General features: G+C 46.6%; 23 protein-coding genes. 13 read left to right on the forward strand and 10 right to left on the reverse strand.

Annotated features, from left to right (window positions below; all coding sequences use genetic code 11):
- Positions 1 to 52 precede the first annotated feature (52 nt).
- The 8 genes from ASG33_RS20360 (at position 53) to ASG33_RS20395 (ending at position 9,384) form a co-directional block, all read left to right on the forward strand.
- Positions 53 to 1,075 (forward strand): hypothetical protein, encoded by a 1,023-nt coding sequence (locus tag ASG33_RS20360; protein WP_056289750.1) that lies wholly within the window; start codon positions 53 to 55, stop codon positions 1,073 to 1,075.
- Complete coding sequence (locus tag ASG33_RS20365; RefSeq protein WP_056289754.1) at positions 1,075 to 2,238, forward strand: glycosyltransferase; 1,164 nt, start codon at positions 1,075 to 1,077, stop codon at positions 2,236 to 2,238. Before ASG33_RS20360 ends, ASG33_RS20365 begins: the two co-directional genes overlap by 1 nt.
- A 32-nt stretch (positions 2,239 to 2,270) precedes the next feature.
- Complete coding sequence (locus tag ASG33_RS20370) at positions 2,271 to 3,437, forward strand: glycosyltransferase (RefSeq protein WP_056289757.1); 1,167 nt, start codon at positions 2,271 to 2,273, stop codon at positions 3,435 to 3,437.
- Positions 3,438 to 3,476: 39 nt separating this feature from the next.
- Positions 3,477 to 4,403 carry a glycosyltransferase family 2 protein gene (locus tag ASG33_RS20375; RefSeq protein ID WP_056289760.1) on the forward strand — a complete coding sequence of 309 codons (927 nt, stop codon included), beginning with the start codon at positions 3,477 to 3,479 and terminating at the stop codon, positions 4,401 to 4,403.
- A complete protein-coding gene (locus ASG33_RS20380; protein WP_056289762.1) occupies positions 4,360 to 4,926 on the forward strand; it encodes a putative colanic acid biosynthesis acetyltransferase in 567 nt (188 codons plus the stop codon). The genes ASG33_RS20375 and ASG33_RS20380 overlap by 44 nt, the downstream gene beginning before the upstream one ends.
- A complete protein-coding gene (locus ASG33_RS20385) occupies positions 4,923 to 5,672 on the forward strand; it encodes a glycosyltransferase family 2 protein (protein WP_056289765.1) in 750 nt (249 codons plus the stop codon). The genes ASG33_RS20380 and ASG33_RS20385 overlap by 4 nt, the downstream gene beginning before the upstream one ends.
- 136 nt (positions 5,673 to 5,808) lie before the next feature.
- A complete protein-coding gene (locus ASG33_RS20390; RefSeq protein ID WP_056289768.1) occupies positions 5,809 to 7,017 on the forward strand; it encodes an MraY family glycosyltransferase in 1,209 nt (402 codons plus the stop codon).
- 96 nt (positions 7,018 to 7,113) lie between these two features.
- A complete protein-coding gene (locus ASG33_RS20395) occupies positions 7,114 to 9,384 on the forward strand; it encodes an NADP-dependent malic enzyme (protein ID WP_056289770.1) in 2,271 nt (756 codons plus the stop codon).
- 94 nt (positions 9,385 to 9,478) lie between these two features.
- On the opposite strand, the gene ASG33_RS20400 is transcribed toward ASG33_RS20395, so the two are convergent.
- Complete coding sequence (locus ASG33_RS20400) at positions 9,479 to 11,338, reverse strand: glycoside hydrolase family 2 protein (protein ID WP_056289773.1); 1,860 nt, start codon at positions 11,336 to 11,338, stop codon at positions 9,479 to 9,481.
- A gap of 181 nt (positions 11,339 to 11,519) precedes the next feature.
- Here ASG33_RS20400 and ASG33_RS20405 point away from each other — a divergent pair, with 181 nt between their 5' ends.
- Positions 11,520 to 12,581 (forward strand): isoaspartyl peptidase/L-asparaginase family protein, encoded by a 1,062-nt coding sequence (locus ASG33_RS20405; protein WP_056289776.1) that lies wholly within the window; start codon positions 11,520 to 11,522, stop codon positions 12,579 to 12,581.
- A gap of 141 nt (positions 12,582 to 12,722) precedes the next feature.
- Positions 12,723 to 13,832, forward strand: coding sequence for a T9SS type A sorting domain-containing protein (locus ASG33_RS20410; RefSeq protein ID WP_056289781.1), 1,110 nt, complete (start codon positions 12,723 to 12,725; stop codon positions 13,830 to 13,832).
- Here ASG33_RS20410 and ASG33_RS20415 read toward each other — a convergent pair whose 3' ends face one another.
- Positions 13,833 to 14,750 (reverse strand): alpha/beta fold hydrolase, encoded by a 918-nt coding sequence (locus ASG33_RS20415; protein WP_056289783.1) that lies wholly within the window; start codon positions 14,748 to 14,750, stop codon positions 13,833 to 13,835.
- A 186-nt stretch (positions 14,751 to 14,936) separates the two neighbouring features.
- Here ASG33_RS20415 and epsC point away from each other — a divergent pair, with 186 nt between their 5' ends.
- Complete coding sequence (gene epsC / locus ASG33_RS20420) at positions 14,937 to 15,767, forward strand: serine O-acetyltransferase EpsC (protein WP_056289787.1); 831 nt, start codon at positions 14,937 to 14,939, stop codon at positions 15,765 to 15,767.
- On the opposite strand, the gene ASG33_RS20425 is transcribed toward epsC, so the two are convergent.
- Complete coding sequence (locus ASG33_RS20425; protein ID WP_031527272.1) at positions 15,760 to 16,353, reverse strand: TetR/AcrR family transcriptional regulator; 594 nt, start codon at positions 16,351 to 16,353, stop codon at positions 15,760 to 15,762. The two genes, epsC and ASG33_RS20425, sit on opposite strands and share 8 nt — an antisense overlap.
- A 206-nt stretch (positions 16,354 to 16,559) precedes the next feature.
- Positions 16,560 to 18,656, reverse strand: coding sequence for a polyphosphate kinase 1 (gene ppk1 / locus ASG33_RS20430; RefSeq protein WP_056289789.1), 2,097 nt, complete (start codon positions 18,654 to 18,656; stop codon positions 16,560 to 16,562).
- 143 nt (positions 18,657 to 18,799) lie between these two features.
- Here ppk1 and ASG33_RS20435 point away from each other — a divergent pair, with 143 nt between their 5' ends.
- Positions 18,800 to 19,822 (forward strand): aldo/keto reductase, encoded by a 1,023-nt coding sequence (locus ASG33_RS20435; protein ID WP_056289793.1) that lies wholly within the window; start codon positions 18,800 to 18,802, stop codon positions 19,820 to 19,822.
- Between the two features lie 91 nt (positions 19,823 to 19,913).
- On the opposite strand, the gene pyrE is transcribed toward ASG33_RS20435, so the two are convergent.
- Together pyrE and ASG33_RS20445 are read right to left on the reverse strand one after the other, a co-directional pair.
- The gene (pyrE, locus tag ASG33_RS20440) at positions 19,914 to 20,555 is read right to left on the reverse strand and encodes an orotate phosphoribosyltransferase (RefSeq protein ID WP_056289796.1); all 642 of its coding nucleotides are present in this window, start codon (positions 20,553 to 20,555) and stop codon (positions 19,914 to 19,916) included.
- 1 nt (position 20,556) lies between these two features.
- Complete coding sequence (locus tag ASG33_RS20445) at positions 20,557 to 21,861, reverse strand: hemolysin family protein (RefSeq protein WP_082489363.1); 1,305 nt, start codon at positions 21,859 to 21,861, stop codon at positions 20,557 to 20,559.
- A gap of 101 nt (positions 21,862 to 21,962) precedes the next feature.
- On the opposite strand from ASG33_RS20445, the gene ASG33_RS20450 reads away from it, so the two are divergent.
- Positions 21,963 to 22,652, forward strand: coding sequence for an NUDIX hydrolase (locus tag ASG33_RS20450; protein WP_056289803.1), 690 nt, complete (start codon positions 21,963 to 21,965; stop codon positions 22,650 to 22,652).
- Between the two features lie 2 nt (positions 22,653 to 22,654).
- Here the strand turns inward: ASG33_RS20450 and coaD are convergent, their stop codons facing one another.
- From coaD to ASG33_RS20470, 4 genes are read right to left on the reverse strand one after another with little or no spacing between them, the layout of a single operon-like run.
- A complete protein-coding gene (gene coaD / locus ASG33_RS20455; protein WP_056289806.1) occupies positions 22,655 to 23,137 on the reverse strand; it encodes a pantetheine-phosphate adenylyltransferase in 483 nt (160 codons plus the stop codon).
- Positions 23,138 to 23,154: 17 nt separating this feature from the next.
- Positions 23,155 to 24,060, reverse strand: coding sequence for a DUF3822 family protein (locus tag ASG33_RS20460; protein ID WP_056289807.1), 906 nt, complete (start codon positions 24,058 to 24,060; stop codon positions 23,155 to 23,157).
- A 38-nt stretch (positions 24,061 to 24,098) separates the two neighbouring features.
- On the reverse strand, positions 24,099 to 24,662 hold the full coding sequence (locus ASG33_RS20465; protein ID WP_229238762.1) for an NUDIX domain-containing protein: 564 nt from the start codon (positions 24,660 to 24,662) through the stop codon (positions 24,099 to 24,101).
- A gap of 47 nt (positions 24,663 to 24,709) precedes the next feature.
- Positions 24,710 to 25,150: a CBS domain-containing protein gene (locus tag ASG33_RS20470; protein WP_031527281.1), complete on the reverse strand. Its 441-nt coding sequence runs from the start codon at positions 25,148 to 25,150 to the stop codon at positions 24,710 to 24,712.
- Positions 25,151 to 25,216: the final 66 nt, after the last annotated feature.

The raw sequence follows: 25,216 nt of genomic DNA on the forward strand, positions 1-25,216 counted from the left end.
AAAAGTAATCCTAAATTTGCCCCACATTCGACGTAGATAAGAACTTCACTTGATGTTAAAGTACCTGTACGGATTGCTGATCGGTATTGTCATTCTTGCCGGAATAGCAGAGGTTGTATTGAGGGTAAAATACGGTTTCTGTAATTCTCCTCTCTATGTTTCTGATCCCGATTTCGAATATATCTATGCGCCAAATCAGGACGTGGAACGGTTTGGACAGGTGATCCGCACAAACCGGTTTTCCATGCGGAATGAAGAGATACTTCCTTCCGATTCCATCATCATCCTGCTCATCGGCGACTCTGTTGTAAATGGAGGCAGCCTTACTGATCAGGACAGCATTGCTTCCACGATCCTCGAAAAAAGATTTCAACAAGATTTCAAAACGCGGGTGCGGGTACTCAATATCTCTGCCGGCTCCTGGGGACCTGATAATGTGGCCGCTTACCTCAAAAAGTACGGAGTTTTTAAGGCCAACCTGATGTGCCTTGTAACGAGCAGCCACGACGCCCACGATATCATGTCACACCAAAGTCCGGTCGGGATCGATCCGGGCTGGCCGGACAAGCAATACAAAGTTGCATTGTACGAGCTCTGGGACCGGTACCGCTGGATCTTCTTCTATTATCTGGATACCGTTTTACTTACCACCGAGCCCGAAAAGCCTGTTATCACAGCTGAAAACAAGCCCGACCCTGCGAAAGCAGATACTGTGCAGCTGGATTCGGCGAAGCAGGAAACCCTTAACCAGGCGGGTATCAGAAAGCCGGGCACTGATTTCAACCCGGGTTACCGGCAGCTGCTCGAAATTGCCGAAGCCAACAAGATCCCATTTTTCATCTACCTGCATCCCGAAATCTCAGAAGTTGAAATGGGGCATTTCAATGATCAGGGGAAAGAAATTATGGCATTTGCAAAAGAGAATAACGTCAGGTTGATCAATGAGTTGCAGCTTGGGGTATCTACCAGATTGTACCGCAAAATGGATCTGGTGCACTACAATCCGCAGGGACAGGTTTTTATGGCCGATAACCTATATCCATTGTTTCAGGAATACTTAAAACTGCCCAGATAATGCGTGTTCTTATTGTACATAACCAGCTTTGGGCACATTATAAGTCGAAGCTTTTCAGCGACATTTTCAAGGTATTCAAAAAACAGGAGCCCGGAAGCCAGTTTCTGGTTGCGCAGATCGGTCTGTACGAAGCCAGCCGCGCTGTGATGCAGAACGACGAAAAAGTCACTTACGACTATCCTTATCAGCTGCTGTTCAACAAAAGCCTCGACCAGATCACGAAAGCCGAGCGCCGGGCTGCGCTCTTTCAGGTTTTCAAAGAATTCAAGCCGGATGTGCTCAATGTGACAGGCTGGGGCGACATGGCGCAGGTAGAACTGATGTTTTATGCCAAATGGAAAGGCGTGAAAGTAGTGATCTCGTCAGAATCATCGGCCCAGGATCACGCGCGTTCCAGCTGGAAAGAGGCATTCAAAAGCTTTATCATTAACAGAGGCAATGCGTTTTTTTGTTTTGGTAAAACCTCGGCCGACTATCTGGAAAACCTCGGTATCAATCCGGGCAAAATTCCCGTGCGCAATGCCGCGGTGGTGGATGACCAGATAATCAGGGAAAATTATGTGCAGGCAAAAACGGAATTGAAGAACGCTAATACCGCCAGGAACGAACTCCGGCGATTCGTATATGTAGGCAGGCTTGCACCCGAGAAAAACCTGGAAATGCTGGTACAAGCTTTTGCCGAAATCCAAAAAGCAGGAAATGCGGTAAGTATCTGGGAACTGCTGCTGGTTGGTGACGGCCCGGCCAGGAGTTCTTTGGAAATCCTTACTAAAAAGCTGGGAGTGGAAGCGCAGGTTACTTTCGCAGGCGGGTTTCCGTGGTACGAGGTGCCGCGCTGGCTCGCGCAAAGTGACGTGCTGGTTTTGCCAAGCAAGTCTGAACCTTGGGGATTGGTGGTGAATGAGGCGATGGTTTGCGGAATGCCCGTGATTGTTTCCAATAAATGCGGCTGTGCGCCGGATCTGGTAAGCAATGCAGAAAACGGCTTTACTTTCGATCCCACAGCCCAAACAGAACTGGAACAGGCGATGTTATTTTTTGTAAAAAATCCTGAAAAAATCGCTGCAATGGGCGCAGTTTCACTCGAAAAGATCAAACCGTTCTCTTCCGGCAAAGTAGCCGAAGAAATGGTCAAAACATATAAAATACTGGCAAAAGCTTGATTGAAGCAACGCCATTTACACTCACCAAAAGAATGCGGATTTTAAATATTTGTGCATATACCTGGGCAATTGGCGGACCGGCCCGGATCATTTACGACCACACTACGGAAGTGCTGGCGCAGGGGCACCAGGTGGATATCCTGAGCCCGATGACGCCAGGCGAAAAGATGTACCCCGCTCCCGAAGGCGCGCGCCTGATCCCCTGTGCGAGAACGACGCCATTGAGCAATATCTATCGCGAGTTTTCACTCGAAATGTATCAGTACCTGAAAGCGCATATCCACGAGTACGACGTGGTTCACATGCACGGTATCTGGCATTTCGGCAGTCTGGCGCCTTTTCTGATCCCCAACAAAGCCGTAAAGGTGATTACCATTCACGGCTTGCTCGACAAATGGGCGGTGGCACACAGCAAGTGGAAAAAGCAGATCGTTACCGCACTTTACCAAAAGCGCCTGCTCGGCAAAGCAGACCTGATCCAGATCAACAATACCGACGAGGAAGAAGATGTGGTACGTTACCTGGGTTACCGGCCCAAAAACATGGTGATCGTACCGAACGGAATGAAGCTCACGGATTATCAGAACCTGCCTGCGAAAGGTATTTTCCGCCGTAAACATCAGATCCCGGATAATAAGCAGCTCATTCTTTTCATGGGAAGGCTGAATATCAAAAAGGGGCTGGATCTGCTTCTTCCTGCTTTCAATAAAATATTCAAACAGGTACCGGACGCGATCCTGATCCTGGCCGGGCCCGACGATGGTTACCAGGCCGAGTGTGAAACATTTATCCAGAAACATCAGCTATCTGACCGCATTAAGCTGGTTGGCATGCTGACAGATACTGACAAGAAAGAGGCATTTTCGGACGCGTCACTATTTGTTCTTCCCTCCTACTCGGAAGGATTTTCGATTGCAGTACTTGAAGCAATGACCTGCAAAATCCCGGCAGTAGTGTCCGACAGGGTTGGCTTTGGCGACTACATTAAAAGGTACGATGCAGCGTTTCTGACACCGCTGAATGCCGATGGAGTAGCTGAGGGCATTCTTAAAATATTACAAGATAAAAGCTACGCCGATAACGTGGCAAATCGCGCCTATAAGATGGTAACTGAAAATTTTGACATCAAAGTGGTTGCCAATCAGTTATTGGAAGAATACAAGAAAGTTAAAAAAAAGCAGCTATCTTTGAGCATTTAAGTAACCGCTGAAACCAAACCGGAAACGTTATACCTGGATATGATTGACTTATCGGTCATAATTTTGACCCACAATGAATCGAAACACATCGGGCGGTGCATTAAAAGTCTTCATCAGATAACAGACAAGATTTTTATTGTCGATTCTTTTTCCACGGACGATACGGTTGCGATTGCCGAGAGCCTCGGCGCTACCGTGGTTCAGAATACGTGGGTATCCTACTCTTTCCAGTTCAATTTCGGCATCGCCAACAATCCGTTCAACACAGCCTGGCTGATGCGAATGGATGCAGACGAGTACATCACACCGGAACTTGCCACCGAACTTAATGCGGGACTCTCGCAGGTTGCGGATTCCGTCTCCGGGTTATATGTAAAAAGGCGCGTCATTTTCATGGATAAATGGATCAAACGCGGCGGTTACTATCCGATCTGGCTGCTGAGGCTCTGGCGCCGCGGCACCGGTACCTGCGAGGAGTTGTGGATGGACGAGCACATCAAGCTCAGCAGCGGAACTACTGCCAATCTCAATCACGATTTAGTTGATCATAACCTCAATAACCTCACCTGGTGGACCCAAAAGCATAACAATTATGCAATACGGGAAGTCATTGATTTATTGAACATTAAATATAATTTTGACAGCAAACCAACTGTCGATCCGAAATTTTGGGGAAGCCAGGAGCAGCGCACGCGTTACCTTAAAGTGAAGTATGCCAAAATGCCCCTTTTTACGAGACCATTCGTCTATTTCAGTTTCCGGTACTTCCTGAAACTGGGTTTTCTGGATGGCGTCAAAGGATTGATCTGGCACTTTTTACAGGGATTCTGGTACAGGTTCCTGGTTGATGCCAAGATATACGAAGTGTACTACCGTGCAGGTCGCGACAAAGAGCAGATTATAACACATTTCAGAACGGAATATGGAAAAGACCTTAAAAGCCCAAACCGATCTGTCAAAATATGACAACAGCTGGTACAAGCCGGGGAATGTTGTCAAGCAGATCCTTTGGTATTTTACCGGCCGCCTGTTCCTGAACACACACCTGCCTTATCCGTCGTCATTCAAGAATTGGCTGCTGAAATTATTCGGCGCCAAAATCGGAAAAGGCGTTGTGATCAAGCCGAAAGTGAGTATCAAGTATCCCTGGTTTTTGTCGATCGGAGACAATACCTGGGTCGGTGAAAATGTGTGGATTGACAACCTCACAATGGTGACTATTGAATCAAATGCCTGCCTGTCACAGGGTTGCATGTTGCTAACCGGAAATCACGATTATACAAAGAGCCAGTTTGACCTCATAGTGAAGCCGATTACGCTTGAGAAAGGAGTGTGGATCGGTGCGAAGGCAACGGTTTGTCCAGGCGTAACAGCTGGCTCCCACGCAGTATTAACAGTAAACTCTGTTGCTACTGCAAATTTGGAAGCAAACGGAATTTACCAGGGTAATCCGGCAAAGTATGTTAAAACAAGAACTATAACGCATTGAAAGTAAGCATACTCACCGTCGTATATAACGGAGCTTCAACCATCCGGCAATGCATTGAATCCATTGTCAACCAGGATTATCCCGATATCGAATACATTGTAGTCGACGGTAATTCCAAGGATGGGACGCAGGATATTGTGAGATCCTTTGAACATAAAGTCAGCAAATTCGTGAGCGAGAAAGACGCGGGAATTTACGACGCGATGAACAAAGGCATACAATTAGCAACTGGAGATATCATCGGTATCTTGAATGCAGACGATTTCTATGCTGTTTCGACCGTGATTTCAGATGTTGTAAATCTGATTAAAACAGGAGACTACGACGCTTGCTATGGAGATCTGGAGTATGTTGATTTTACAAACGGCGAGATCGTCAAGCGGAGATGGACGTCGGGATTGTACCAGAAAGGTTCATTTTTAAATGGCTGGATGCCGCCCCATCCGACATTCTTTGTGCGCAGGGAAATGTATGACAAATACGGAAAGTTCAGGCTCGACCTGGGGAGTGCAGCAGACTATGAGCTTATGCTCAGATTTGTACACAAGGCAGAAATCAAAATTGGTTACCTGCCCAAAGTACTCGTCAAAATGCGGAGCGGCGGTGTCAGTAACAGTTCTTTCAAAAACAGAATACTCGCGAATAGAAATGATCTTAAAGCCTGGAAGACAAACGGTTTGAAACCGCATTTTTACACTTTGTGGTTGAAACCGCTGAGAAAGATCTTCCAGTTTATCGTGAAATAACAAATGGACACAAAGCCGCTTAATAAATAATTTAGGTTCCGGTTATTTGTATATTTCTTATATTAAAGTAATTTACGTCTTTTGACCAGGATTTTACTCTTGCTCGTTCTTACACTTCATAAATAAGGCAGACACTATGGAATTAAAGTTACCTCTTCAGATATTAAGCGAAGGCAACTTCAGCAACATCATTCACCATGATGTGTATCAATGCCTGCTGTCATTTTTGATCGCCTGTTTTCTTTCGATCATTTCCATTCCGATCATTATCAATTTGTCAAACCTGCTGCATTTGACAGCCAAGCCGGGTTTCAGGAGCTCTCACGAGACAGAAACACCGACCCTCGGCGGGATTGCTATTTTTGCAGCTACCCTGATCGCCTATTTCCTGTGGCCGCATTCTGAAAATATACTTGATTCCAACCTGATCAGCCTCGCGATGACGGGGGTTATTATTTTGTTTTTTCTTGGTATCAAAGATGATATCCTGGCAGTAGATCCTACCAAAAAGCTGATCATTCAGATATTCGCCTCGCTTATTCTTGTAGCAATGGGCAACTTTAAGGTTGATAATTTTTACGGCATATTCGGCATTCATACTGTTTCGGATTTCGTCAGCATTCCCCTTACCGTATTCATCTTCATCGCTATTATCAATGCAATTAACCTGATCGACGGGATCGATGGTCTCGCGGGTGGAATCAGTCTTATTGCCGGACTTGGCTTCGGGATCTGGTTTATTCTAAATGACCACTTTTCATTCGGCTGCCTCGCGTTCGCAATGTCGGGGTCACTGCTTGGCTTTTTGCGGTTTAACTTCTCGAAGACCAGCAAGATCTTCATGGGCGATACCGGCTCCTTGATCGTGGGTTACCTGCTTTCTATTTTCTCAGTTGAATTCCTGTCATTGAATGTAGGCTACCTGCACGATCCCAATGCATATTTCAATGCACCTATCATCGTGATGGTCCTGCTGATCGTTCCGATTTTTGATACCCTGCGTGTATTCATCGTGCGGATTGTAAAAGGAGGCTCGCCCTTCGTTGCAGACCGTAACCACATGCACCATATTCTAATTGATAACGGCCTTAACCACTTCTGGGCTTCGTTTACATTGTGGATGGTGACCATCATTAACACTGCGCTTTTCTTCGCTTTTCACGGCGACATCACCAACACAGCTTCCATGTACATTTACATCGGAATGTTCGGTGTGTACATGCTTTTTGCATATATTCTCAAGAAACGCACTGTAATGGTGAAAGAGAAGAAAAAATTGGTCAACAGTCCTTCTTTCAACGAAAAAGACCTTCCTTCCACCAACAATTCACTTCGCGATTTCTGATCTGGCGACAGATGATTTTACTGTGAATAGCCGCGTAAAAGTCATTGGCGTGAACCTAATGTTTGTACCTTAGCACGAAATAATTGCTACACAGGTATGAACAAAAAGATCAGAAAAGAAGACGCGCTGTACTACCACTCCAAGGGCCGGCCGGGTAAAATCCAGGTTATTCCGACCAAGGAAACCAGCACGCAACGAGACCTTTCACTGGCCTACTCTCCCGGAGTTGCAGAGCCCTGTCTTGAAATCGCCGACAATGTCGAAAATGCTTACTTATACACTGCAAAGGGTAACCTTGTCGCAGTAATCAGCAACGGAACTGCGGTTCTTGGTCTGGGCGACATCGGCCCGGAAGCTTCCAAACCTGTTATGGAAGGAAAGGGTTTGCTCTTCAAGATTTATGCTGATATCGACGTTTTTGACATTGAATTAAATACCAAAGACGTGGATGAATTTGTCCGCACCGTCAAAATCCTTGAACCTACTTTCGGAGGTGTAAATCTTGAAGATATCAAAGCTCCCGAATGCTTCGAAATAGAAGCCCGCCTGAAAAAGGAGCTGAATATCCCCGTCATGCACGACGATCAGCACGGTACTGCTATCATCAGCGCCGCTGCCATGCTCAATGCATTGAAGCTCGTAAAAAAAGACATATCGTCGATCCGCGTGGTCGTTTCCGGCGCCGGCGCATCGGCAGTATCCTGTACCAAACTCTACATTTCACTGGGTGTTGATCCCAAGAATGTGGCTATGTTTGATACAAAAGGACATATTCACAACGGCCGCACGGACCTGAGTGAGATGAAGAAGCAGTTTGCGACCGATGTTTCTTATGACTCGCTGGATGCAGCGATGGTAGGAGCCGATATTTTCCTTGGCTTGTCGACTGCCGATATTGTTTCGAAAGATATGGTGAAATCCATGGCGAAAGATCCCATTGTGCTTGCAATGGCGAACCCGAACCCGGAGATACCTTACCCTGACGCGGTAGAAGCGAGAGAAGACGTGATCATGGCCACCGGCCGCTCGGATTACCCTAATCAGGTTAACAACGTGCTGGGTTTCCCTTACATCTTCCGCGGTGCGCTGGACGTAAGAGCTACTGAGATCAACGAAGAAATGAAGCTTGCCGCTGTACACGCGCTGGCAGACCTGGCTACGAAGCCTGTTCCTGATATCGTGAACCTCGCCTACAATGAAACCAATATTGTTTTTGGCAAAAATTACATTATCCCTAAACCGGTAGACCCTCGCCTGCTGACTACCGTGGCACCCGCTGTTGCAAAAGCTGCGATAGAGACGGGAGTAGCCCGGAAGATTATCACAGACTGGGATGCTTACGAACAGGAACTATCCAGCCGCCTCGGCCGCAATGAGCAGATTTCAAGGGTAATCCTGAACAAAGCTAAACTTGCTCCAAAACGTGTTGTATTTGCAGATGCTGAAAACATCCAGGTTTTAAGGGCTGCACAGCAGGTGCGTGACGAGGGAATTGCGATACCGATCCTGTTGGGAAGCAAGGAAACAATCCTTCACCTGATCCGCGAGAGCAAGCTGGATCTTGGCGACGTATCTATTGTAGATCCGCGTGCAGAAGAAAACGAGCATATCATCGATACCTACGCATCCAAACTTTACGAAAAAAGACAGCGTAAAGGATTGACGCCGATAGAAGCCCGCCGGACTATCTACTTCAAGAGCTACTTCGGTTCTATGATGGTTGAGAATGGCGAAGCCGACGCATTCATTTCAGGACTTACGCGTACTTATCCGGACACGATCCGTCCGGCGTTACATGTGATCGGAAAAGGAGCTGGCGTGAACAAGGTGGCGGGTATGTACATTCTGCTTACGCCACGCGGCCCGCTTTTCTTCTCGGATACAACCGTGAACCTTGATCCGACAGTTGATGAAATCGTTGAAATAACCGAACTCACTGCAAAAGCAGTAGAGCGATTCAATATCCAGCCAAGAATTGCATTGGTAACTTATGCCAACTACGGAAGTGCGGGTGGAAAAGACGCGGAGAAAATGCGCGAAGCAACTGCGATTTTGAAGAAGAGAAACCCGTCCATGGTAGTGGAAGGTGAAATGCAGGCGCACCTTGCATTTAATACAGAACTGTTGAAGGAAAACCATCCATTCAGCGACCTGGTTGAAGGAGGCGCGAATACGCTCATCTTCCCGAACCTATCTGCCAGCAACATTGCTTACAACTTGCTGAAAGAAGCAGCCGAACTGGAAACAATCGGGCCTATCCTGCTGGGAATGAAAAAACCCGTTCACGTACTACAACTAGGAAGCTCCGTTCGAGAAATCGTAAATATGGTAGCGATAGCAGTCGTAGAAGCGCAGATGAAGGGCTAGAAAAAGGGAGGAAGGAGGAAGGAGGAAAGGGAGGATGGATATTTTCTCCCGTTCCTCCTTCCTCCCTTTCCTCCCTTTCTTCCCTTTCCTCCTTCTACTGACCCATCTTCACCCAAGACCGATCATATAGCGGCTTGTGGATCTGCATTAGTTTCGCTTCCGGGAATTTGATGACTTTTCTGTCATAGGTCATTAACCCATTTGTTTCTACTTCCACGTCAGTCGTTTGCGTGTAGACTGCGGCAGACAACCCCTTTTTAATAAGTGGTTCAAACCTGCCTATGAATGTTTCGTAACGTTTGTAAAGGTCTTCCTGGTTCTTAAAGCTTTGGTATCCCCAGTTGTCTTTCTGCTGCCAGGTATGCTGGTCAACCGGTAGCCCAAGTCCTCCGAATTCTCCTAAAACGATGATCTGCTTCTGTCCGAACAGCTCCGGTTTTGGCATCGCCGGCGCAGGGTAATTGTGGAGGTCGATAATGTGGCCAACCGGGAAGAAATTACCGCCACTCGCACTGTTTACCAGGCGGCTCGGATCGTACTTCATCGTCCACTCTGTAATTTCCTCTGTTTTGAACTGTCCCCAGGCTTCATTGAAAGGTACCCACACCACAATTGAAGGGAAAAAGCGGTTGGCATCCATGATAGCCTTCCATTCTGTCTTGTAGATATTTTCAGATTCCGGGGTGCGGTTGCGTTCGGTTTCGTTACCTGTAACGCCCGGGTGCTGTCCCCAGTCATTTCCCAGATCGCCGCTTGGCATATCCTGCCAAACCAGCATACCCAGCTCGTCGCAATGGCGGTACCAGCGCGCAGGCTCCACTTTCACGTGTTTCCTGATCATATTAAAGCCCATTTCCTTCGTTTTCACGATATCAAACTTCAAGGCTTCATCACTTGGCGCAGTATACAGTCCGTCCGGCCACCAGCCCTGGTCAAGCGGTCCGTATTGAAACAAAAACTGGTTGTTTAAAGTCATACGCTGGATACCATTCTGATCCGCCTGCATGGCAATCTTTCGCATTGCGAAATAGCTTTTCGCCTCGTCAACCACTTTCCCTTTCCGGATCAGTGCCACGGTCAGGTCATATAAAAACGGACTATCCGGCGACCACAACTTCGGATTTGCGATATTCAGATCGGCAGCGGCATTGGGGGCAACTTCCAGCTCGGCTACCTTGTTACTGCCGTCGAATGCGGTGAACCTGAGCTTATCACCCTCTTTTACATTCCTGATGTCGGATGTAATGCGTACCATTTGCTTGTCGATATCAGGTACCGGCATCAATGCGGCAATATAGGTAGTAGGCACAGTTTCAAGCCACACAGTCTGCCAGATACCCGTAACAGGCGTGTACCAGATCCCGTGCGGATTTTTGATCTGCTTGCCCCGCGGCTGCGGCCCGTCACTGCTCGGGTCCCATACCTTTACAGTAATTTCCTGCTGCTTCTTTTTAACCAAAAGATCGGTAATGTCAAAAGAAAAAGGATCGTAACCGCCCTGGTGCGTACCTGCCGATTTTCCATTTACGATTACATCACATTTCCAGTCAACAGCCCCGAAATGCAGCAGCACCCGCTGGTCTTTCAGTTTAGGGGAAAAATCAATAGTGCGCTGATACCACAGCACACTGTCTTTACCAACTGTACGGCCCACGCCCGACAATGCAGATTCCACTGCGAAAGGAACCAGGATCTTACCTTCAAATGCAGCTGGTTTTGTCTCTGCACTGGCTTGCGGCACAATAGCATAGTCCCACAAACCATTGATATTTTGCCAGTTGCCGCGTACCAGCTGTGGCCGGGGATATTCCGAATGCACGTTTGCAGGCGACACTTTGTCGGCCCATTGCGTGACGATTTTACCCTGTTTATACTTCCATTCAGCCGCATTCTGCGCTTGCAGGATCGGAGCCGTAAATAAGAGGGCGCCAAGGTAAAGGAGTACTTTTTTCATTCAATTAAGGATTACTGAAAAATAATTAAGCTAGTTATCTCAAAAGGGTCGCACCAATGCACTTTACTGTGAATTGAAAGTACGTTGGCACACCTGCTTTTGAAACAATGAAAATACGGACTGCACCGGAAATACAAACATTACTTGTTAGATTTGAGTAAGTCACTCTAATTACAACATCATGAAACAACTTTCTGCAATGCTTCTTTCCGTGCTCAGTCTCCCGGCTTTCGCGCAGGATTTTTCAGATAAAATAACCATTGTTATTCACGGCGGAGCCGGTACCATTACCCGCGCCAACATGAGCCCCGAAAAGGAAAAAGCTTATAAAGCCGCTTTGAACGAGGCATTGCAAAAGGGCTACGCGGTTTTGAAAAAAGGGGGTACGAGCGTGGAAGCGGTGGAAGCTACGATTCACGTCATGGAAGACTCCCCCCTGTTTAATGCAGGTAAGGGTGCCGTATTCACCAATGATGGTAAAAATGAACTCGATGCCTCCATTATGGAAGGCAAAACGCTGAAAGCAGGTGCAGTTGCAGGCGTTACCAATATCAAAAATCCAATCAGCGCAGCCATTGCGGTAATGAATAAATCGGAGCACGTGATGATGGCCGGCGCAGGCGCTGAAAAGTTTGCGAAAGAACAGGGATTGGAGATTGTTGATCCCTCCTACTTCTATACCGAAGCCCGCTTTAAAGCGCTGGAAAAAGCAAAAGCCACTGACAAACAAGAGCTAGACCACGACGCCAAAGAAGAAAAGCAGATCAGGAAAGCACCCAAGACCGGCGGACTGCTGAAAGAGGAGCTCATTTTCACAGAAGGCCGGAAGTTTGGGACAGTCGGCTGTGTGGCTCTGGACAAATATGGTAATCTGGCAGCAGGTACTTCTACGGGAGGTATGACAAATAAAAAATACGGTCGCATTGGCGACGCACCGATTATCGGCGCAGGTACTTACGCCAATAACGCCACCTGCGCGGTTTCAGCAACGGGACACGGCGAATATTTCATCCGCTCGGTGGTTGCGCACGATATTTCTGCGTTAATGGAATACAAGGGACTTTCCCTGGAGAGTGCGGCGAATGAAGTAGTGATGAAAAAGCTGGTTGAACGCGGCGGAGAAGGCGGGATTATCTCACTTGATCGGAATGGAAACATTGCCATGCCTTTCAACAGCGAAGGAATGTACCGGGGGTATGTAAAAGGCGATGGAAAAAGTGAAGTACTGATCTATAAAGACTGATTTTCGGCTACAAACAAGCCTAAAAACCAGGTCGGGAAAAATGCTGATTTTTATGCATTAGTTTACGTAAGTAACCATACAAAACAGCCAGCTTTAAACGTTGTCAATTCAGTATGTAACTTAACGCCGCCTTTTCTCTCTATGAAATCAATCTACGGAATACTTTTTCTGATAGCGTTGTTTTGCAACGCAGCTTATGCTACCCATTTTAAGGGCGGCGAGATCATGGCGAAGCATGTTTCAGGGCAGACATACGAGATTACGGTCAGAGTTTATCTCGATATTCAATCAGGTCAGGGAGCCACAGATGCAATGGGTCAAGTTACGGTTTGCCTTGGCAACGGGGCTACGAAAAACCTGACCAGAGCAAAGACGATCCCACTTCCCAGCAACGCTAACGTACTTGTTGCAGACTTTGTGGGACAGTATACCTACCCCACGGCAGGAATTTTTCAGATATCTACTTCCATTGATAACCGCACCGCTGGATTTCTAAATCTTGAAAGATCAGAAATGACACCCGCATTCCTGTGGACCGTCATTGACACTCAGTCTCCAAACTCGACGCCTGTTTTACCATACCTGAATTTTGATGCCGGCGTAAAGCAGGTTTTTTCAGTAGACCTGACCCCGACTGTTGCCGATTCAGACAGTGTCAGTGTAAAAGTCCACAAACTGAGCAAAGCTTCTCCCGGCACCTGCGGTGTGCGCATGGTCGACAACAGGTATTTGTTTCCAAATGAAATTACGAGCAATGGTACATTCAAGATAGATCCTGTTTCCAAGAAGCTGATTTGGACCGCCCCGGAGCTTGTTGGAAACTACCTTTTTGCGATGCTGGTAACGGAATGGAGAGCAGGTGTAATTATATCCGAAAGCTATCGCGAGGGCAGCATTGCGGTAGTAGACAGGCCGGGTCCTCCTGTTGAAATCCCGCCTTATGAATCAGTAGAATATGGTAACCCGCTGACATCTGTTCCAAAGGTAGAATCTCCCGAAATTTCCATGGCGCTTGAAGCTTTTCCTGTACCAACCGAGGATTTTGTTACGGTAAAAGCATACAGCAAAACGAGGGCTGTGATCCGCCTGCAACTAGTTGATTTGCATGGAAGGATTCTGCGGGAAATATCATCAAAGACACCCGTTATCTCTGTTCAGGAACGATTCGATCTCCGCAACATGGCGCATGGAATTTACCTGATCCGTGCAGACAATGCGACGCATTCGGCAACTCAAAAAGTAATACGCTGATTAATTCCCTGAAACTTCCGGCAAGTTGGGCGTAAGATCGACCGAAGTAATGTGGTCTTTGAAAAGCAAACCTTTCAGGAGCATTTCCTTGATCATCGACAAATGCGTGTAGGTGATCATGTGACCTGCATTATCGAGGAAAATATACTGCGCTCTCTTGCTTTTAATGTGTTTTTTGGCAAAATCAATATTACCCGGATCAGCGATCCAGTCATTTCCGCCCTGAATTACTGTGGTAGGAACAAGCAGGTTATTCCAGACAGGCAAAAGCTTCTTCAACTCGTCTGAATGGCTGTATTTCTCTGCAGTAGCAGTATTGAACTCACCCGGCAAAAACAGCTGAATAAAGGAATTCCGGCCCCATTTAGAAAACCAGTAAAATTTCTCTTTCTCGGGATCGATAACAGGTGAAACCATGAAAAGCTCTTTCACCTGGTCAGGTACCATAGATACCAGCTTTGCAGCGATTGGCGCACCGTAAGAACGACCTAATACCGTTACTTTTTCTTTGCTCTTATTCAGTTCAAAAACGGGCAGCAATGCATTTGCCTGAGTAGCGATAGAAGTTACAGACCGTCTTTTCTTAAGTCTTGATTTCCCGTAACCCACCCGATCAACCGAAACAATGTGAAAGCGTTTCTGTAAATCTTCATCATCCATTAAATTCATATATCCCCAAAGCGAACCGGGAGCGCCGTGGATCAGCAACAGCATTGGTAAGGTATCCGCTCCCACGCTGGCAATGCAGAGTGAAAGGGTGTCATTCCTGATAATACGCTCTGTGGGTTTGACTTTCTTTTGGGCGTAATGCTTTCTGACCTGTTTCGCAGAGATAATGTATTTCGAAAAACAGGAGCTGAGTGAGGCCGAGATAAATAGCAATAAGGCGACTGTCCGAAGGAATTTAAAACGAGGCATACAAGGTATTGTTACTGCATTTACAATCCACAGGATACTTAATATACGATCAAAAGGTCAAAAAGCGTGCCGTTATTTGGTTTTTTTTGAAGAAATTAAAACAAACAAATTTTTCCCGCCGTTTCTTTGTTGTTGAAAAACGAAACGTCCTACTATCTCAGACTTGCGACTCAATCTACTTTCTTAATGACTGCCAGCCACCAGAACACATTTTTCGAGCGCCTCACGGAGCAAAATGAAAAATACCGCTACAAGCTTCCATCCAGACAAGACGCAGGGAAATTCATTCAGAACCTGATCAATTTCCTGTTTCCAATTAGTCAGGATTGTCCAAGCTGCCCATCTAAAGACCTGGCGATGAAATACGCAGACCTTAGAAAGGACCTGGATTATATGCTGCAGCCACTGTTGCCTGAGCTGGACAAAAGCACGGACGAGATCCTGGACGATATCTTTTCTGGTATCCCGGATATTTACGAAATGCTCCTGAAAGACGCCAAATCCATTACCGACAATGATCCGGCTTCTGTGAGTATCGAAGAAGTAATTGCGGTGTACCCCGGGTTCACGGCGATCGCTACCTACCGCTTCGCCCACCTTTTTGCGCAATGCGGTATCCCATTATTGCCCAGAATGCTGACTGAATTCGCACACGGGCAGACCGGAATTGATATCCATCCCAATGCAGTTATAGGTCACTCGTTCTTCATCGACCACGGTACCGGAGTTGTGATCGGCGAAACGACGCACATCGGGAACAATGTAAAATTATATCAGGGGGTTACACTTGGCGCAACGCACGTTTCCAAGTCGCTCGCGTCACGCAAGCGCCATCCTACTATCGAAGACAATGTGGTTGTTTATGCAAATGCCACGATCCTGGGGGGAGAAACTGTAATCGGGCATGATTCAATCATTGGCGGAAATGCCTGGTTAGTAAGAAGCGTACCTCCATTTTCCCAGGTTTATCACCAAAGTAAAATAGAGATACGCCCTCAATCTGCCGCAACTACATAATGCTGCGGATAAATCTTCTTACTCCTTCCATATATATCGGCTCAGCCTGGGAAAATGCATATCTCGGCTGAGTTGTCATGGTAATACCTATAAAACCGAAGGTCAGGCACCACCATTCATAGTAAGTCTTGGTTACCGCTTCTCCTGACTTGGGACGAAGACCGGCGATCATTTCCCAAACCGGGTTTCCTTTGATGCTCATTGCCTGCGAAAAAGCCTTTTTAGAATCACAATAAGCTCCTTCCAGGTTGAACATCACCTGAAACACCTCAGGATTTTCGACAGCGAAGTTCCAGATCTTCTGGGCCACTTCCACAAGCTGCTTTTGAGGATTACTGAAATGACCCTTTATCTTGATAAACTCGGCTTGCAAATGGTCGAAGCCTTCCAGACGGATCGCTTCCAGAAGCTTGTCCTTGCTATCAAAATATTCGTACAGAATGGGGGGACTATATTCAATTACGTCAGCAATTTTGCGAATCGAGACAGCAGTCCATCCGTCTTCACGGGCAATGTCTTTTGCTGTTTTAACGATGTCCGAACGTACCTGTATTTTGAGTCGTTCTCTTCGTTCTACTATTCCCATGCTTAGGTAGTATTTTGGGGTTGAGTGAGAATGATGTCTTTCAAATATAGTGATATACAACTTACTGCTCAAGAGAAGGACCCGGCTAATTTGTAAAAATTCATTGCGATTTTATGATTTTTTACAACAAAGTGCGTCCGTGAAATCTAGGCGCAGGTTAGAAAATTTTACAGCTGAAAAATTTTTTTTACCCATATTTAATGCGTTTATTCTGGTTTCCTGATTGGCCCGCCTTTCTCAATTTTTTCAACCAGGCGGTAGTTTGCATCCTGCGCTCTCACTTTCCCGCGCCCGTCTTCTCCAATCCTGAGGTTATTCTGGTACAAATCAAGCCGCACCGACTTCTGATTATCATTTGCATAGTTCCTGAGTACAATGCGCATTTGATTTTTTAGCTGCTCGTCGAGTACAGGGAAGCAGATATCAATGCGCCGGTGCAGGTTCCGGTGGGTCCAGTCGCAGGAGCTCAGGAAAATTTCATCGTTGCCGCGATTCGCAAAATGGAAGATCCGCGTGTTTTCAAGATAGCGGTCGACGTGGCGGCTTACGATGATATTGTCGCTGATCGAGGGTAACCCGGAAATCAAACCACAGCTTTCACTCACCATTACATGCACCGGTACTCCGGCTTGTCCGGCCTGGTACAGCTTGTCGATCAGGATGTGATCCTGCAACTGGTTTATTTTAATGCTAATAAAAGATTTGAGGCCTGCATTGCAGTTCGCGATCTCGCGGTCTATCAGATCCATTAACTTTTTCTGCAATGTAAACTGCGTTACGAAAAGGTAGTTGAATGGAAGGTACTTGTATTTTTTAGGCTCGTCCTGGGTGGACAAATAGCCGAAGAGCAGTTCCAGTTCGTTGGTTAGCTCCCGGTGGTTCGTCAGTAAAGCATGATCCACGATCTCCCGGCTGGTAAGTCTGTAAAAACCGCCGGTACCCAGGAATGCATAGCGCTCCCACCCTTTCTGCACCTTGCGCTTGATCAACGCCATTTTCGCATGCACTTTCAGCCCCGGTACACTCAAGATGATCTTCACGCCTGCATCACGCATTTTCCTCGACCATTGCAGGTTTTCCTGAATATCCATTTTGTTGTTCAGCTCCACATAAGTGGTTACGCGCTTTCCATTCCGGGCAGCGCTGATGAGCGAGTTCAGGATAAAAGAATTGGGGCTGATCTTGTATAATGAAACATGGATCTCGCGCACATGCGGATCAACTGCGGCTTCATTAAAAAAGCGCACGATCGGCTCATACGATTGGTAAGGCAGGTGCACGAGCTGATCTCCCTTCTGGATGGTTTCGAAAATGGAGGTATTCTCCTCGAAACCGGGATTATGGATCGGGCGCTGATGCGGGTAGTCGAGCCGGCGCGACAACGCAGGAAAACGACTAAAATCCTGTAAAAAGAGATAATCGCCGCGCTCATGGAATTCATTCATTGGTATTGCGACCTTATTCACGAGGTATTCGCGCATATAAAGCGGCATTCCCGATTCATAAAAGTATTGCGAAGGCTGGATGAAGTTGCGCTTTTCAAGCTGTTTGAGAATGCGCTGCGCGATTTGCATCGGGTATTCATCTTCAATGGACAGCTCCGTTTCCCGCTCTACGCGCACTGTGTAACTTTCAAGCACACTGAAACCCGGAAAAAGGAGCGGCAGGTTCTCACGGATAATATCTTCCATAAAAGCCACATGTTTCTTCCCTTCCCATTCAGGCAGTTCCAGAAACCGCCCGAAAGGCTCGGAAGGTATGTTTACCGTTGCATACCAATCCTCCTCAGAGTCTTCCGAATGCTGCAGACGCACGACCAGGTACAGCTGCTTGGACTCGAAAATCGGCGTTTTAGATGATCGTTTCGCATCTAAAAACACGGGCTGCAAATACCTGAAAAGCTTGTCAATAAAGAACTTCCTGATAAACGGCAGGTGCTCCGTTGCAAAAGCTTCGCGGTAATATAAATGTACTCCCTGCTCTTTGAGGCTCGGAAAAATACTGCCTGTCAGGATCTCATTGAACTCACGCAGCTGGTTTTCAATGGTTTCGCTTACGTGTTCGAGCAGAGACTCGGGGAAGAGATACAATTTTGAACGGATATCATTGCTGACTTCGCACATAGCCAGGAGATTTGGAATCCTGACCCTGTAAAATTCCTTGGTCTGATAAGCATACATTCCAAGAAAGCGGAGCCGCTCCCTCACCGGCACTGTTTCGTCGTTCGCTTCCAGTAAAAATCGGTAGTTATTGGACAGCCAACTCAGATTGGTATCAAAGTAGGGATAAGCAACATCTATCATTTAGGCGGGGTGAAAAAGATTCAAATTTGGTCACAATATAAATACATTTGAGTGGTAAGGGTATAACTTTGCACCATAAAATATAACCCTGTACGATCATCGTTCACTGTTATATTTTGCTTAAAATCTAATTTCAGTTGCATATGCGTTATCAATTATTAGGCCGATCAGGGCTTAGGGTTTCAGAGGTTTGCCTTGGAACTATGACCTTTGGAAAAGAATGGGGCTGGGGGGCAGATAAACATGAGAGTTATAAAATTTTTGAAGCATTTGCTGCCGCAGGAGGTAACTTCATCGATACAGCAAACAGATACACAGAAGGTTCTTCCGAAAAGTATGTAGGCGAATTCATTGAAAGCGACCGCGACAGGTGGGTACTTGCTACCAAATACACTCTTAAAGACAAAAATGACGACCTGAACTTCGCAGGTAACCACCGGAAGAACATGATGCGTTCGGTCACTTCCAGTCTGAAAAGGCTCAATACCGATTACATTGACCTGCTTTGGGTACATTTATGGGATAATACAACGCCGACAGAAGAGGTAATGCGGGGTTTGGATGATCTTGTAACCCGGGGTTTGGTACATTATATCGGTATCTCCGATACACCCGCCTGGATTGTTTCTCAGGCAAATACAATCGCCGATTTCAGAGGTTGGAATGCATTTGCGGCCATTCAGTTTGAATATTCCCTGCTGCAAAGAACACCTGAGCGCGACCTGCTTCCAATGGCGAAAGCGCTGGATCTGGCGGTTACCCCCTGGGGCGCAATCGGCGGTGGCGCATTGACAGGAAAATATTTGCGGGGAGAAAATGGCAGGGTACCCGACCACAGCACCCGCCGCAGCGAACATAGTAGCACTATTGCGCAAACTGTGGTGGATGTCGCCAACGAACTGGGGGTTACCCCGGCGCAGGTAGCGATCAACTGGACCAGGCATCGTAATCAGGTGATGATCCCGATTATAGGCGCGTCCAAAGAACACCAGATTAAAGATTCGCTGGGCTGCCTGGACTTTACGTTACCCGAAGCTGCATTACAAAAACTGAATGCAGTAAGTAAGATCGAACTAGGCTTCCCCCACGAATTCCTGAAATCAGATGGTGTAAAGGAAGAAGCGTTTGGAGGACTATTTGAGAAGCTGGATAATCATAGAAGCTAGTCTTACTTCGGCTGTCAGCTGTCAGCTGTCGGCTATCAGCTTCTTTGAGTCTGATAGCCGATTGCCGATTGCCGACAGCCGAAGTTAAATCTCACCTTCCCCACTGCTCCGGCGCTTCGCGCCAGGCGCTCAGGCTTTCTACTTGGGAAGCTGAGACATAATTGTGTTCCAATGCGGCTTCGATCAATGCATTGTAGTTGCTGACCGTGCTCAGCTTCACATCTTTCTCTTTGAAGTTATTCGCTGCAACTTCAAATCCGTAAGTAAAAATCGCGATCATACCTGCTACTTCAATCCCGGCAGCCCGGAGCACGTCCACTACTTTCAGTGAACTTCCGCCTGTCGAGATCAGGTCTTCAATAATGATCACAGACTGACCAGGTTCGAGCCTGCCTTCAATCTGATTGCCCATTCCGTGCTTTTTTGGTTCAGGACGTACATAAGCGAAAGGCAGTTCAAGTAAGTCGGCTACCAGTGCACCTTGCGCGATGCCGCCTGTCGCAACGCCAACTACTGCCTGCACGCCAGGATACTCCTGCCGCACGAGATCAGCCAGCATTTTCTTGATGAATGTGCGGGTGTCGGGGTAAGACAATGCAACGCGGTTGTCGCAATAAATAGGTGACAACCAGCCTGAACTCCATTGAAATGGCTTATCAGGGCTCAACTTGATCGCTTTTGCTTCAAGCAATAGTTCTGCAACTCTTTTACTGATATCTGAACCGTTTAGCATATTATTCTTCTGATTCTTCTTCCTTATTATGATTTACAACTAATAACTTATCAATCCTGCTGCGATCCATATCAATCACTTCAAACTCGAAATTACGCCAGCTGAATTTCTCGCCGGTTGCAGGGATATTTTCAAGTATATGCAGCACAAACCCGCCGAGCGTATTGAAACCAACAAGCTCCCGGCGATCCGGTTCGGGAAGATTAATGCTGAAATACTGGATAAAATCGTCAAATGGAAGCTGAGCGTCTATCAAAAAGCTTCCGTCTTCGCGTTTCACGATCTCTGAGGCTTCTTCGATATCTTCGGAAATGTCACCTACCAATGCATCCATAATATCGTGCATGGTCAGTATCCCGAGCATTCCGCCGTATTCATCGACGATAATCCCGAAGTACACGCGCTGCTGTTTGAACTTTTCCAAAGCCTGGTAAGCGCGGTTACTTTCCGGCAGGTACACAGGGTCACGCGCAATGGTATTCAATGTAGCCAGCTGGGATTCGATGTCGGTCGCGATCAGATCTTTGACATAAACCAAACCGACCACATCGTCGACCGTGCCGCGGCAAACGGGATAAATGGAATGGCGGCTTTCGAAGATCTTGGCCTTGTTTTCTTCGACTGTATCTTCCAAATCCAGCCACACAATCTCCTGCCTGTTGGTCATCAGGGAAGTAACCTTGCGGTCGCCAAGCTGAAATACATTGTGCACAATTTCCTGCTCGATTTCCTCGAAAACACCGCCCGAAGTCCCTTCCTGGATCAGGCTCTTGATCTCTTCTTCTGTTACTGCATTCTCACTCTGCCTGATATTTAAGACCTTAATAATGAGATCACTCGAAATACCGAGCAAGGATATAAAAGGCGCGGTAACCTTTGAAAGCAGGTTCATCGGAGTGGCCATTACTTTCGAAATCGCCTCGGGATTCGACATACCGATGCGTTTCGGTACAAGCTCGCCTAAAACAAGGGACAGGTAAGTAATGAAAACGAGTACACTTCCTACCGCCAGTGAGTGACTGTAAGGCTGCAGGTAAGGTACCGTATTGATAAAACCTTCAAAATCAGCGGTAATGTTGTCCCCGCTGTACATACCTGTTAAAAGTCCGATCAACGTAATACCGATCTGAACTGTTGATAAAAACCGTGTGGGTGAATTGGCAAGGTTTAATGCGGCTTTTGCACTGGCATCGCCACCTTTGGCAGCTGCTTCTAAGCGGGATTTTCGGGAAGACACGAGTGCGATCTCGGACATGGAGAAGATACCATTGAGAAGCACAAGTAGTAAAATAATCAGTAGTTCCAAGAACTGTGTATTTGATATGGTTACAAATTTATCAATAATAATCACTGTCTAAACTAAACACTTTACTTAATTTTGACCCCGATTCACGTACCATTTGAAAAATGACCATTTTTTTTGACGACCGTCCATTCAAAATTGTACGGACTAATCAGCTCTCCCCGGAAACATCCCAGTTTGATCAGATCGTGGATTTACGACTTGAAAAACTGCAGAAGAGCATGTTAACCGGGCATACTTTGTTCCTCAATGCAACTGCGACCACGGTCATGCAGGTAGTACAGCTGCTGGAAAAAGACTTCCCGCGGCAAATGCTCTCGATTACAATGGCGACAAAAGAGAAAGGCGACATTGAAGATAAGATCAAAGGGCAGTACAAAGTAATCAAAGCCGCAGGCGGCGTGGTTGTGAAAGACGGGAAATGGCTGTTTATGTACCGCCGCAAAAAGTGGGACCTGCCGAAAGGAAAGCTGGATAAAGGCGAAGATTCAAGAACTGCCGCTATCCGCGAAATAGAAGAAGAAACAGGCGTAAAATCAATTATCAAATCTAAAATCTGCACTACCTGGCATACTTATACACTCAATAACAACCGCATTCTGAAACGTACCAAATGGTACCTCTGCGACAGTATCGACGATTCTAAAATGACGCCGCAGGCAGAAGAACAGATCGAAAAGCTCGACTGGTATTCGCCGGAGGATGCAAAGCCGCTTCTGATCAACTCTTACAGTTCGATCCGTTTTGTCCTCGACAGTCTCAATAAAATGCGCGTAAAAAAATCAGGGAAGTAGTGCTAAATCTGTGAGTTGATTTGGTTCAGCTCGGAAAGTGAGTAGGGTAAGAAATTATCAACCTGCTGGCCGTAGCGGTGCAAGTCGCGGATAATACTGGAACTGATCGGCGCCAGTGCTGGCGAAGTGATCAGGAAGACAGTTTCAATTTCTTCATATAAATACCTGTTCACCTGCGAAATGCCATTTTCATACTCGAAATCAGTGGTATTTCGCAGGCCCCGGAGCAGAAATGTTGCGCCTAACTCCCGGGCAGTGTGCGCGGTGAGATCATCATAGGTAATCACCTTTACATTCTTTTCAGAAGCAAACGTCTTCTCGATCATTTCCTTCATCACGTCAAGCGCGAAGTACCGCTTCTTTGTCGCATTATTACCGATACCGATCACGACCTGATCGAAGAGCCGCAATCCTCTCAGAACGATATCCTCGTGTCCTCTCGTAAATGGATCAAAAGAACCGGGAAACAATGCAATGCGCTCCATAAGTGATAGTTATAAGCCTAAGATGAGACAAGATAGGTATTAAATAAACCAAAATACCTGTGGCCGGGTACTTCGGCGCACTGGCTGTTGTACTTCAATGTAGTTGGCCGCGATCCTATTTGCAAGCCAGGCAGAAAATGCGAAAGTTCCTGGTATGCATCCGCAGTCGCCGAGATTTCCCCGTAGCAAAGCACTTTTACTTCCTCGGGCTCGTAGCCCAGTTGTCCCAATGTAAAAAGGACAATGTAAGCCATTTCATGTACTTCTTTGAACCTGAACCGGTTGCATAGGATCAGCTGCTGACTTTCGGTTAGTGTCAGCGTAAACTGATCTTTCTCAAAGTAGAGCGATACTATCCGGATTTCCTGATGTTCCAGGTGGCTCACCAATGCACCGATTACGAGCGGACTGGTAAAATGGTAAAATGAAAGGTGCGAAGATCTGAAATGGTTCAATATCCATTCGTGCCAGCTTTGCCGCATTGAAAAAACGGTATGTGCATGAACCAGCGGCAGCTCGTGATGCAACACAATATCCTGCCTGGATGGGGCATTCCCGGCCGAGAACGAAAGGTAACCGGTTGTATTCTGCTCATCGAAAAGCAGACTTGGAACGAGACTAAAAAGTCCGGAATTGACGGCAACGCGAACTGATTTCCAGGCACTGGAAGACCACAGCAAATGTCCCGTAAAAACTCTTTTTACCTTTTCAAAAAGTTCTTCCTGAGTAAGTGTTTGATCCAATGTGTAATCTTCCAGCCAGACGCATTCCATATTTTCTTCCTTGACAATGCAAAAACGGATCTGCTGATCACCGATTTCAATGCATAGCGTACTCGAAGGAATATTGGCCGGGTCAAAGGTCTGATCACCTACCAGTAAGGTAGGGATGATTTCAATGACCTGGTTTTCAGTATTTGCCACAATAAATGGGAATAATTGCTCTGTATGACATTCCCGTTTTAGTTAGCGGGAATGTATTTGTTTATTTCAAAAATGTCCTGCAACGAATTCAGGTTAGTAAATAAGCTATGAACCTGTGTCGGTTTCAATCTTTTGATCTCATCAATTGCCAGAAAAGCTACATCTTCAATGATCTGTTCACCCGCGGCGAGTTCCGGGTCAATTCCCGTGGTAATATCTCCCTGAAATTGCAGGACTTCAAAGAACAACTCGATCGCGTGTAGCGGCAGCTGAATATGCTCATTTACAAAAAGCAACCTGCCTACTTCCGCTTTCAGGCCAGTTTCTTCGGCTATTTCCCTGACCAATGCAAGGGTCGTCGGCTCGCCAAGCTGAACACCGCCTCCCGGCGGACTCCAGAAAGGTTCGTCGGCCCCGTAAAGCTGGTGCCGCACCATCAGAATGCGTTCATCCCGAATGCAGATACCGCAAGCACGGACGCGCACACGCCCTCCAAACACTTCTGCTATTTCTTTCCCGACCGTTTGCAAAGCCTGTTTTTGAAGAACAAATATAACTATCCCGCCATATTTGGCAAGATATAGTTCACCCGGCGGACTCAATGTCCGTGCTGACTTGAAAAGAATAGCAAGTTAGATTCAGATCAATTTCAGGAGTAAGGACTACCTGAAATGTAACTTTCGAGCGTGCTGATATGCTCTTTCTGCTCGTGGATTATGGCTGATACAATGTCGTTGATCGAGATAATACCGACCAATGTACCATTTTGATTAACAGGCAAATGGCGGATGTGTTTGTCAGACATGATCTGCATACACTCTTCGATCTTGTCAAGGGTTTCAACAGTGATTACTTTGCTCGTCATTACTTCTCTGATCAAAGTATCGCGCGACGCCCGGCCTTGCAGGATCACCTTTCTTGCATAGTCCCTTTCGGAAAAAATTCCGATCAATTCTTCATCTTCCAATACCAAAACTGCACCAATGTTTTTCGCGGCCATGAGTTCAAGAGCCTCAAACACTGTGTTGTCCTGCGTAACCGACCAAATCGCATTGACAGGCTTGTTGCCCATTACATGTTGTACTAGCATAGATGTTTAGGTTTGGGGTTGTGAGATAAAAGGAATTTCAATATAGGCAATCGACCTGTTAAAGTC

Source organism: Dyadobacter sp. Leaf189 (assembly GCF_001424405.1).
Classification (GTDB): Bacteria; Bacteroidota; Bacteroidia; order Cytophagales; family Spirosomataceae; genus Dyadobacter.